This window comes from Rhodoplanes sp. JGI PP 4-B12, from assembly GCF_900188135.1.
The window spans coordinates 1-10,271 of record NZ_FYEN01000012.1; the positions used below are offsets into that span (position 1 = coordinate 1).

The window sequence follows — 10,271 nt, forward strand, 5'->3', positions numbered from 1 at the left end:
AGTTCCTGGAATGGAACCACCGCGTCAAGAATTAGAAAAAACCTTCGGCTGCAATTATCCGGTAATGCCAACTTTTGAATGTCTGCTTACCCAAAGATGGGGTAATCGGCCGGCGAGCTTGTGGATAGCTGAAGATTTTGGGTTGTCCTTTCCGAAAATCATATCCGGACATATTGATGAATCATCATGCTTCACCGACACTGGCTCCTGCTCGCGCTTGTCCGGGGTCTATTTCGGCGTCGGTCATGACACGATGCTTTAGTTGGCGGTTGTGTCCAGTAGCGCCGTCCGGGCCGCGCCGAACTTTTCGATCTTTGAAGTCCTGGCCGTTGTCTCGGTAAGCCGAAATAGGCGAGCAGGGCAGGGGCGATGCTTGGACGCCATGGTGGAGTCTAATCGAGTGGTTGCGTGAGCCCAACTGCGCGGCAAAAGTCGGGCGCTGGGAATCAAAGGAGAAATTCCCTGTTCGGAAAATAGCATTCCCTGTTTTCTCTCCAAAAATTCCCTGTTCCAATGTCCAGGGAATCTCATCGAAAGTCCCCGAATTCTAGGCTCACTCCAGCAGTGACCCATGCTGCAACGGCTCGGTTCTCGTAAATTTCCCTGTATTTTTCCCTGTTAGCAGGGAATTTGGGCCGGAGACTGGTTCGCTAAGGACTGCGTCGTCAGCCAGCCAGACTTAGCCGTTTCCGAATATCGATCCCGGACTTGCGGGCGAGACCGGCATTTCGGGCGATTGAGGTACGGTGTAGGGATCCGATGGATTGAAAGTTGGCGCGGGCATGGAAGGAGCGCCGTCCAAGATCGGGCCGCCAAATCCACCCTGTATGTGACTGCCCGGCATGTGAGTACTGTGAAACCCACCGCTTGCATTACCGATGCCTTCGGCAGCGTGTGCGTGCGTGGCCATCGCCGTTCCGAACGCAATTATGGCCAGGAGTACCATTGCATTGCGAATGCGAGACGTTTGCTGCACCTCTTGATTGCGAAGCGCGATCGAGATTGCTTTTCCGCATCGATCGCCTGTGTCTTTTGAAGCGGTACTGGTCATGATCATAACTCGTCTCCTATTTTGCCTTCATCAGCGAACAATTTGGTAGCCGGAATCTGCGTCCTGGAGATAAGACGGGTCACGTCCCCACACCATTAAATTGCAATTTGCAGAACTAAAATCGCGTTTAGTCGGCACGATGCTCAGGCCGTCAACAGCACCCGCTCCGCCGGTCGAGTCACTGGCGGCGCCATGAATTCGGGCGACACCGGGTCCGTAATGCAGCGCTTGAGTATTGCGTCGATTTCGGTCTTCGTCGCGGGATCAATATGCCAACCCTCGATTTCACCGACCGGATTCATCTGGCTGGGATTCCTTGCGCCCCACAGCGCGATGGTTGGGCCCTGATCGAGCACCCATCGAAGCGCAAGCGCCAGCACTGATTTACCAAACCGCTCGCGCGCGAGTTTCTTGAGTTCGTCGACGCCGGATAAATATTGCTGGAAACGTTCACCCTGGAATTTCGGATCGACTTTGCGCAGGTCGTCGCCCTGAAATTTGGTTTCCGGTGTCATTCGTCCGCTGAGTAGGCCGCGGCAGAGTGCGCCATAGCTCAAGACAGTGAGTTCGTCGCGCTTGGCATAGGGCAGCACATCGGCATCGATTTCGCGCTCAAATAGATTATACGGCGGCTGCACGGCATCGAGCCTCGCCACGGTGCGAAACGCGTCCATTTGCGCAGGCGAGTAGTTGCTGACGCCGATCGCCCGGATCTTGCCCTGGCGCCGCAAACCCTCCAGCGTCTGCGCGGTTTCAGCAATTGGCGTCTCAAGGTCAGGCCAGTGCACCTGATAAAGATCAATCACATCGGTGCGCAGCCGCCGCAGCGAATCCTCGATCTCTTTGCGGATGCGAGCGGGACGAGAATCGCGAAATACTGTGCCGTCCTTCCAGGCTAGTCCGACCTTGGTCGCGATCTGCACCTTGTCGCGCAAGCCGCCTTGGGCGAGCGCCTTGCCGACGATCTCCTCGGAACGGCCGAAGCCATAGACCGGTGCGGTATCGATCAATGTCACGCCGCGTTCGACAGCGGAGCGTATGGTCGCGATCGACTGAGTTTCATCGGTGCCGCCCCACATCCAGCCGCCGATCGCCCAGGTACCCAGGCCAATCCGCGACGTCTTCACACCAGAGGTGCCAAGTACAATTTGTTCCATAGCGTCACCTTTGCACGGTTGAGAGCGCGGCAGACGAAACAGGCAAGTGGCTGCGCTCGATCTCGGCAATGCCAGCATCGCTGGCGGCGAGCCGGCCGATTGCCGACCAGTCGAGTCCTTCGCCGCCATGGGCAAGCAAGGTCAGGAAGCGGTCGCGCAGGAGACTCGCTAGCGGCATGGGCACACGCAGATCTTCCGCAGCAGCCAGTACGAGACGGATATCCTTCTGCCCCAATGGCGTAGCGAAGCCGGGCGGCGCGAAACGTCCACTTCTGATCAGTGCGCCGTAGGTTTTGTAGATAGGGGCATCGAACAGCGTCGATGTAAGAAACTCGAGGTATTGCTCTTGATCGATGCCGGCTTTGCCGACAAGCGACAAAGCCTCACCGAGCGATTCGATTACCGAGGCGCCGAGGAAATTGCCGCTGAGCTTCACCAGATTGGCAGCCTTCGGCGTGTTAGAGATGACAAAGGTCTTTTGCCCGATCGCCTCGAGCAGGGGCGCCGCGGCTTCGATTGCCGCGCGTTCTCCGCCGGCAACTACAAACAGGCGGCCAGCCGCCGCAACATCGGGCCGGCCAAACACCGGCGCGGCGACAAAACGCTGACTCCTCCTGGCGTGCTCTACTGACAGCCGCTCCGACAGGGCGACACTTATTGTACTCGATGAAACGTGCAGCGCGCCCGGCGACAGATTGCCGATGACCCCATCGCGCCCGAGAACGATGCTCTCGACCGCCTCGTCATTGGCGAGCATGGTCATGACGGCATCGCCCACACAGGCGGCGGCGACGCTGTCGGCTAGCTTTGCACCCTGCGCGATCAGCGCCTCGGCCTTGGCCGGCGTACGATTGTAAACGGTTACCTGATGACCCGATTTCAGCAGATTGGCCGCCATGCCCGCGCCCATGTGACCGAGCCCAATGAAACCCACTTTTATGGACTTATCTTTTGCTGCGCGGCGATTTTTCGGCGCGTCGCTTCGCGCGTTTTCTAACACCGAACCGAGGTCATCCATTGTCCTTCTCCATTTCAGTATTGTCTGCGGCCAAGGCCGCCGTTCGAGCGAGCGCGCTCATTGAAACCATTCCGGACGTTGAAGCAGGGCCGTCAAACCATCGGCGTACGACAGCGCGATGATCAGGAAGAGCTGAATGAACAGATACGCTTTATCCGTCATGGCGCAGTCCCATCTGATCTGATACGTCCTCTTCTTCGCAAATATTCAGCAGCAAAAGCGGAAAAGGGGACGGGCCAAAACCCGCCCCTTTTTCTCCTTACCACTGGTCGTTTTGCAGCATCTCGTTGTAACCGATGCTGCCGCCACCTGTGGCCGCTGGGCTGTCTGAGTTGGAAACACCACGCCCAACGCTGGCGAATGCATTCAGGCCGCTGCGGCGCGCAAGGATCTGATTCTGCTGCGGCGCGATTCCGGTATGCAGACCGCCATTGTGATCGTAATAAGACGGCAGCTCGTTGCCAGTGCCGTCACTTCGATTGAACGATTGTGCGAGCGCCGGCGAGGCGAAGCTCAATGCCGCAATGGCGGCGATCACTGCGATTTTTGATTTGGTGACCATAGCCGTTCTCCTTTTGATTTGTTTGATCGGCAAAGTGTTCAACACTTGCGGTGCCCAGGAGATCGGACGAATCCACTCGCGTCGCCATTAAATTCGAGTTTCGATAATTAAATTTTGATTTAGATACAGAGGGCGAGCAAAGCTGTGACGAGACCTTCGAATCTGGAACTACTTTCGAATGCGGCGTGGTGGATCGCCGAGTCAAAAAGTGCGTCAATGCAGCCGATTGTACTAGCGCGTGGCTGAGACTGCCCGCGTATTTGAGTCGTGATCGAGATCGATCCGCAGACGGCAAACAAGGCCTGCAATCTCGAAGTTCATCTGTACGTCACCATATGCCTGCATGGCGCTCGCGATGAGACGCGAGCCAAAGCCGAAGTACTGAGGATGCTTCACTTCGGGTCCGCCGTGCTCGGTCCAGATGATCGCAAGCTGGCGAGCGGCGCCGGCTATATGCCCGCTCTCCCACTGGATCTTAACGGAGCCCAAAGGTGAGCTGAGCGCGCCATATTTTTTCGCGTTCATAGCGAGTTCATGAAATACAAGGTGGAGGGCCAGCGCCAATTTTGGTTGGAGTTCGAGGTCCGGGCCGGTGGCAAAGACTTGATTGCTGTCCGCGCAGTATGGCCGCAGTGGTGATCGCGTTTGACGGATGACCGCTTCGGCCATGGTCAATAGGTTGCGAATGCGGTGATTGAGCTCACTAATTAGAAGCGCAAGATCTTCGTCGAGATCGACAGATGTGACGGCCGGCCGGTAGGAATCGGGGATCGCCTGCGCCGGGCGTCGATGAAGTTCCTCTCCAACGTACTGTAGGTCGCTGCTCATTTGATCTTCTCTCGCGGCAAGAACCGCGGAGAGGATAGACGGAGGACGGCGCCATGCCACTAAATTGGGAATTTAGCGGAGTAAATTCGAATTTAGAAACACGCGGGAATGCGACATTAACATCCAATTTAATGGCATCCGCCTCAGTGTTGACCTAACTAAGGCAGCGGAGCGCGAACCAGATTGGATGTACTATGGTGCTCGATGAAGCAACTGGGCTGACGCGTGCGGCGGCACCGCTTTGCCAGCTTGAAAACGATCTTGGCCAGCACGAAAATCCGGCCGTCGGCTCCCCCGGGGAACTCGCCATGTCGAGAGTGCTCCTGATCGAAGATGATCGCCAAACCGCAGACGAGATCGTGGCCGAACTCGTGGATCGGGGCTTTCAAGTTGAGTGGGCGGCTACAGGGATCGAGGGTCTCGACAAGGCGCGTATCGGCGACGCTGACGTGATGATCGTAGATCGGCTTTTGCCCGGCATCGACGGTCTCACGATCATCGAAGTGGTTAGGCAGGAGCACATCCGCACTCCGGTCCTGGTTCTCAGCGCACTCGGTGCGGTTGACGACCGGGTGCGCGGACTGCGAGCCGGCGGCGACGACTATTTGACCAAACCGTTCGCGATCCTCGAGCTCATTGCGCGGATCGAGGCGCTGTTGCGCCGGCCCTCGGAAAACCGCGACACCATGTTGCGCGTCGGACCTCTTGAGCTCGATTTAATCTCGCGCACCGCCAAACGTGGCGACCGTCCCATCGATCTGCTGCCGCGCGAATTTCGCCTGCTTGAATATATGATGCGCCGAAAGGATCAATTGCTGACCCGGGCGATGCTGTTCGAGGAGGTGTGGAGCTACAAATTCGTTCCGCAGAGCAACCTTGTTGATGTTCATATGGGTCGATTGCGGCGCAAGGTTGATGGCTCCGACGAGCAGCCGATGATCCACAGCGTCCGTGGTGAAGGGTTCGTTCTCCGTGCGCCTGCCTGAATTCGCGCGGACCACGACATTTCGCTGGACGCTGGCGATCTCTGGCGCATTCACGCTATGCGTGATTCTGATGTTCGTGTTCGTGCTCGGCGAAGAGTATAGCTATCTCAGTTCTGACGTTGATCGCTTAAACAGCGAAAACGCGCGCCTCGTGACGGCCGAAACCAAGGAGAATCGCGCTCGCAGGCTAAATGAGTACCTGCAAAATGATCCTCGCCGGGTGAAACTTGGCGGATTGTTTGATTCCGACGGCAATCGCATCGCCGGCAACATCGAAAATCTACCGGCAACTCTCCAGACGGATTCGTCGCCCACGGACGTTTCCTTGATCAGAGTCGACGCGTTCGGTCGCGACCGGCAGCTAGCCAGGACCATTGCGCATCGACTCGATGATAGGTCAGTCTTGGTAGTCGGCCGCAATGTCCAGCAGTTTACGTGGATCGTCGGAGTCGTTCGACGCGCACTGACTCTGGGCTTGATCCCAGCGCTGTGTCTTGGCTTGGTGGCCGGAGCGCTCTTGAGCGTTCGCGGGCAAAAACGCATCGACGCGGTCAACCGAAAGGTCCAGCGCATCGTGGATGGCGAACTACGGGAAAGGCTGCCCACGCGAGGAACGAATGACCCCTTCGATAAACTGGCCGTCCTTGTAAATGGAATGCTTGATGAAATTGAGAGTCTCGTCAGGCGGCTCGCAGGTGTCGGAGACGATATCGCGCACGACCTGCGTACTCCACTCACGCGCGTGCGGGTCTCGCTCGAGCGCGCCCGCCAGAAAGCGGGGAGTCTAGACGAATTGCGGGCCAGCGTTGATAAGGCGATCGTCGGGCTCGATCAGTCGCTGGCCATTATTACCGCTTTGCTACGCATTGCCGAGATTGAGCATAGTCGACAAGTTGATGGATTCCGCGATGTCGCGCTGGCGGACCTAGTGCGCGAGGTCGGCGACTTGTACGAACCGATTGCAGAAGACAAGAAAGTCGACTTTACCGTTAAAGCTAAAGAGGACGCGACCGTACATGGCGACCGCGATCTATTGTTCGAGGCTGTCGCCAATCTTGTCGATAATGCCGTCAAATTTACTCCCCAAGGCGGCCACGTCGAGCTCAGCTTACTTCGCAAGGGCAACGAAGCCGTCGTACGCGTGTGCGACTCGGGCTCCGGCATCCCCATCGGCGAAAGCGATCTTGTGATGAAGCGCTTCTACCGTTCGGACAAGAGCCGCTGCGATCCGGGCCTGGGACTCGGGCTTAGCCTGGTGAACGCGATCGTAAAGCTGCACGGATTTGATTTCAGAATCTCGTCCGGCCCGGGATGCGTGGCCGAAATAGCAGGCCGGAGCGCAGACGCCTGACCCGCTGCCCTTCCGTTGCTTTTAATTGCGCCACAGCACAAAAAGCGCCCGCCCTTTTTTTCGTTATCGTCTTTTCGCGAAAGCGCTCAAACCTCCTGTTGGAGGCGAAGGCCAATACCCTCGTCGGCCACCAGATATTGCGATGCCGTAAATCTATAATTGCCGAACTTGCGAATGGACTATTCGCTGGCAGCGAATAATCGCGGGGAGCGATATCGCGAAATCACCGGCAAGTCGGAAACATCGCCGCCAATTCTGACCCGCGCAGCACGATGATCTGAGAATGCAGACCGCCACGGCGTTTGATCCATTGGCGAATGCCTTCCGGATAAGTCGACCACAAGATCCGGTTGCCGTCCGCGCTGACTCCCTGGTCGCCTTGGGGGTCCCATGCGCTGTGGAAGACCAGACTGGCGCGTGGCGTGACGCAGATATGATTTCGCGGAATGATGCCTAGCAGCATGGTGCACGCCGACGCACCGGCGCCGTCGATTTCCACGCGCTCGCCGGATGCGCGCAATGCACGATATTTGGCGAGGTAAGGACCAATCTGTCCACCGCTGTCATCCCCGATCCGGACCACGGCGAGTGCCGGCGCAAGGCCAAGTAGCACGAATACCATCGCCGAAAATGCGCGTGCCTTGATGAATTGCGCCGCTCGAATCGACAACAGAACCTCCGTAAATGCGCTCCTTTTATACCGAAGCGCCACGCGCAATTCGAGAGGTCTGCGGCGTCGTGCCGCCGCTGGCAGCACTGCATCAATTTAACTGCGTCCTCCGGGAGACTAAATACAGTCACGATGTGGGCACGCGTTGGCAACCTCCCGGCTACGAACCTGCATTCAATGAAATCAAGTTTAATTTTCTGAATGCCAATTTAATTGTACTCGCACGCCGTAGGCTTATTTCCGACTGAGACGACATGCTTTTTAGGTTCAATAAGCGTTGCGCCATGAACGAGATATCTCGCACCATTTTTCGATTGTCTTTCGGCGTCCTCACATTCGCTGCGAGAGGCAATCAGGATAGCGTCGTACAGCAGATCGAGACAATCGGGCTGCGGCAGTGGCTGTCTTTGGTGGCAACATGGATTCTCGAAGCGATATACAGCGAGACTGCTAAATTTCGCCATTTCGTCATGCCGTCACCGCAGCTCCTTCGTTTGAAGCCGGCAATAGCAAAGATAGCCGTACCAGTGCCGATTTATCTATTTTAGATCGTTTCACGCATCGGCGTAGATCTCGCTGATCCATGCACTCGCATGAATACGCACCAGTTCGCGATCAATGTTTTCCGAGACGCTAACCCTGCGCCTTCAATGACAGCGAGTTTAATCTTCTGAATCCCTATTTAATTGTGCTCGTGAGCTGTCGGCCTATCTTCGATCGCGACGGACAAGGCGGGTCAATCGACTCGGCATACCGTTGCAAACTCACGCCTCGTGAACGCAGAACGCGTCACCGGATAACTAAGGAGATCGAAGATGAAAATTCTCAGCAAAATGTTCGTCATTGCGGGCCTTGCGGCGTTCATTCCGGCGCCGGTGTTCGCGCAATCGACGGATTTGATCAAGCAAGGGGACTATTACGCCCCGACCAACACCGTCGTGCAGCACGCCACTCCTCAGGAACTCAACGAGTTCAAGCAGGGTGATTACTACGCGCCCAGCAAGACCGTCGTGCAGCAACCGACCGTTCAAGAGCTGAACCAGGCTCGTGAGGGCGATTTCTACGCGCCGCAGACTGCCAAGTAGGCAGTAACACGCTTCCGTTCTCGCCCTCCTCAAAATTCCTTCTTGAGGAGGGCGATCAAAACCGTAACGGAGAAGAATCCATGCGAGTATGTCTGATACTAGCGGCGGCGGTCCTGCTCAGCTGCGGGGCAGCTCACGCACAAAGCCCAACCAGCATCCCGGCGATGGGTTCGGCCATGGGAGCAACGTCCCCGCTCGGCATGCTGGGCTCGAGCGCGTCCACCGGATCGAATGGTGGCACCGGCATTCCGTTGGGTGCGACCGAGATCGATCCAGGCGGCCTAAGCCCGACAGCAAGCTCGAACTGCAACGCAAGCGGCGCTAATTCGGGGCTTTCCGGATCGAGCGGATCTGGAATGACTTCGATGTCCGGTACGAACTCCACCTTCGACGGCAGCGGATTCAGTTCGACTGGGTCAATGAGTTCAACCTCCGTCTGCGGGTCGAGCAACATAACTTCGACGGGCGTTGCCTCGCCACTGTCAACATCTGGAACAACTTCGAGCACCACACTAAACGGCGGAACGATTCCGCTCGGTGCAACTGAAATCGACAATGGCGGCGTCAGTCCGCTGATCAGCGTTCCGTTGCCGAACACAATGACATTGCCGTGCACTGGCTCGACCACAAACGCCTCCACTGCGGCGACGGGTTCCACGAGCACTGGCATGAGCGCGCCGGGAATGTTGCCCGGCTGCTGAAAATGAATTGGGGCGAAATATGCGCAAGAGACTCATGATAATCGCGGCCACGCTGATCGCAGCGGCGGGCGTCGCTTTGGCAGCCATGCACCTGCACGATACTGCCGAACCAGCACACACCGCTGCCGCACCGCCGGCCGTCCCGGTCGTCGCTGAAACGGTGCGCCAGGGCGATGTACCGATCTATCTGCGCGGGGTCGGGACGGTGATTGCCTACAACAACGTAATCGTCCGCAGTCAGATTACCGGACAGCTCATCAAGATTGCCTTCACGCAAGGTCAGACGGTGCATCAGGGCGATCTGCTCGCGGAGATCGATCCGCGCCCCTATCAGGCACAGCTCGACCAGGCGACGGCAAACCGCGACCGCGATCAGGCGCAAGTGCTCAATGCTCAGGCCAATCTAGGTCGCTACACCACGCTTCAGCAGAAAGGCTACGCCAGCACCCAGCTTGTCGAAACGCAGAACGCTCAATTGGCTCAGCTCCAGGCGATGGTGAAGGCGGATGAGGGAGTGATCGAGCAGGCCAAAACCAGCTTGAGCTACACGAAACTGACCGCGCCGATCGACGGCGTGACTGGTATCCGTCAGGTTGACAATGGCAACATTATTCATCCGACGGACGCCAATGGGCTGGTCGATGTAACGCAGATTCAGCCGATCTCGCTGATCTTCTCGCTGCCACAGACCGACTTCGTCGAAATCCAGCAACAGATGGCGAAGGGACCGCTCACGGTACTCGCCTACAGCCAGGACGACAAAACCGAGCTGGACCAGGGTAAGCTCGATCTCATCGACAACCAGATTGTCCAGACCACCGGCACCATCCGGCTGCGCGCGAGCTTTCCGAATGCCAAGCAC

General features: G+C 57.3%; 12 protein-coding genes. 5 read left to right on the top strand and 7 right to left on the bottom strand.

Features of this window, described 5'->3' with window-relative positions; all coding sequences use genetic code 11:
* Nucleotides 1-262 (top strand): hypothetical protein (locus CFA80_RS01115; protein ID WP_159454603.1); only part of this gene is annotated, 262 nt, incomplete at its 5' end.
* Between the two features lie 417 nt (nucleotides 263-679).
* Here CFA80_RS01115 and CFA80_RS00770 read toward each other — a convergent pair.
* From CFA80_RS00770 to CFA80_RS00790, 5 genes are all read right to left on the bottom strand, one after another.
* A complete protein-coding gene (locus CFA80_RS00770; protein WP_088518468.1) occupies nucleotides 680-1,057 on the bottom strand; it encodes a hypothetical protein in 378 nt (125 codons plus the stop codon).
* Between the two features lie 137 nt (nucleotides 1,058-1,194).
* Nucleotides 1,195-2,208 carry an aldo/keto reductase gene (locus CFA80_RS00775; protein ID WP_088518469.1) on the bottom strand — a complete coding sequence of 338 codons (1,014 nt, stop codon included), beginning with the start codon at nucleotides 2,206-2,208 and terminating at the stop codon, nucleotides 1,195-1,197.
* 4 nt (nucleotides 2,209-2,212) lie between these two features.
* On the bottom strand, nucleotides 2,213-3,148 hold the full coding sequence (locus CFA80_RS00780) for an NAD(P)-dependent oxidoreductase (protein ID WP_088518478.1): 936 nt from the start codon (nucleotides 3,146-3,148) through the stop codon (nucleotides 2,213-2,215).
* A gap of 337 nt (nucleotides 3,149-3,485) precedes the next feature.
* The gene (locus CFA80_RS00785; protein WP_143549660.1) at nucleotides 3,486-3,788 is read right to left on the bottom strand and encodes a hypothetical protein; all 303 of its coding nucleotides are present in this window, start codon (nucleotides 3,786-3,788) and stop codon (nucleotides 3,486-3,488) included.
* Nucleotides 3,789-4,019: 231 nt separating this feature from the next.
* Nucleotides 4,020-4,616 (bottom strand): hypothetical protein, encoded by a 597-nt coding sequence (locus CFA80_RS00790; RefSeq protein ID WP_088518471.1) that lies wholly within the window; start codon nucleotides 4,614-4,616, stop codon nucleotides 4,020-4,022.
* Nucleotides 4,617-4,924: 308 nt separating this feature from the next.
* Between CFA80_RS00790 and CFA80_RS00795 the strand changes: the two genes are divergently transcribed.
* Nucleotides 4,925-5,602 carry a response regulator transcription factor gene (locus CFA80_RS00795; protein WP_088518479.1) on the top strand — a complete coding sequence of 226 codons (678 nt, stop codon included), beginning with the start codon at nucleotides 4,925-4,927 and terminating at the stop codon, nucleotides 5,600-5,602.
* Nucleotides 5,568-6,953: an ATP-binding protein gene (locus tag CFA80_RS00800; protein ID WP_143549661.1), complete on the top strand. Its 1,386-nt coding sequence runs from the start codon at nucleotides 5,568-5,570 to the stop codon at nucleotides 6,951-6,953. The genes CFA80_RS00795 and CFA80_RS00800 overlap by 35 nt, the downstream gene beginning before the upstream one ends.
* A 223-nt stretch (nucleotides 6,954-7,176) precedes the next feature.
* On the opposite strand, the gene CFA80_RS00805 is transcribed toward CFA80_RS00800, so the two are convergent.
* Nucleotides 7,177-7,623 (bottom strand): hypothetical protein, encoded by a 447-nt coding sequence (locus CFA80_RS00805; RefSeq protein ID WP_245281136.1) that lies wholly within the window; start codon nucleotides 7,621-7,623, stop codon nucleotides 7,177-7,179.
* An 815-nt stretch (nucleotides 7,624-8,438) separates the two neighbouring features.
* Between CFA80_RS00805 and CFA80_RS00820 the strand changes: the two genes are divergently transcribed.
* The gene (locus CFA80_RS00820) at nucleotides 8,439-8,708 is read left to right on the top strand and encodes a hypothetical protein (protein WP_088518475.1); all 270 of its coding nucleotides are present in this window, start codon (nucleotides 8,439-8,441) and stop codon (nucleotides 8,706-8,708) included.
* 133 nt (nucleotides 8,709-8,841) lie between these two features.
* Here CFA80_RS00820 and CFA80_RS00825 read toward each other — a convergent pair whose 3' ends face one another.
* Nucleotides 8,842-9,378 carry a hypothetical protein gene (locus tag CFA80_RS00825; RefSeq protein ID WP_088518476.1) on the bottom strand — a complete coding sequence of 179 codons (537 nt, stop codon included), beginning with the start codon at nucleotides 9,376-9,378 and terminating at the stop codon, nucleotides 8,842-8,844.
* A gap of 65 nt (nucleotides 9,379-9,443) precedes the next feature.
* On the opposite strand from CFA80_RS00825, the gene CFA80_RS00830 reads away from it, so the two are divergent.
* Nucleotides 9,444-10,271, top strand: an 828-nt coding sequence (locus CFA80_RS00830) for an efflux RND transporter periplasmic adaptor subunit (protein ID WP_088518477.1), incomplete at its 3' end; no start/stop codon positions are given.

Excerpts from the sequence above, each read along its gene's own strand:
- CFA80_RS00790 (WP_088518471.1), bottom strand. The coding sequence starts at position 4,616 with ATGAGCAGCGACCTACAGTACGTTGGAGAGGAACTTCATCGACGCCCG.
- CFA80_RS00775 (WP_088518469.1), bottom strand. The coding sequence starts at position 2,208 with ATGGAACAAATTGTACTTGGCACCTCTGGTGTGAAGACGTCGCGGATT.
- CFA80_RS00770 (WP_088518468.1), bottom strand. The coding sequence starts at position 1,057 with ATGATCATGACCAGTACCGCTTCAAAAGACACAGGCGATCGATGCGGA.
- CFA80_RS00795 (WP_088518479.1), top strand. The coding sequence starts at position 4,925 with ATGTCGAGAGTGCTCCTGATCGAAGATGATCGCCAAACCGCAGACGAG.
- CFA80_RS00820 (WP_088518475.1), top strand. The coding sequence starts at position 8,439 with ATGAAAATTCTCAGCAAAATGTTCGTCATTGCGGGCCTTGCGGCGTTC.
- CFA80_RS00785 (WP_143549660.1), bottom strand. The coding sequence starts at position 3,788 with ATGGTCACCAAATCAAAAATCGCAGTGATCGCCGCCATTGCGGCATTG.
- CFA80_RS00825 (WP_088518476.1), bottom strand. The coding sequence starts at position 9,378 with ATGCCAGTGCTCGTGGAACCCGTCGCCGCAGTGGAGGCGTTTGTGGTC.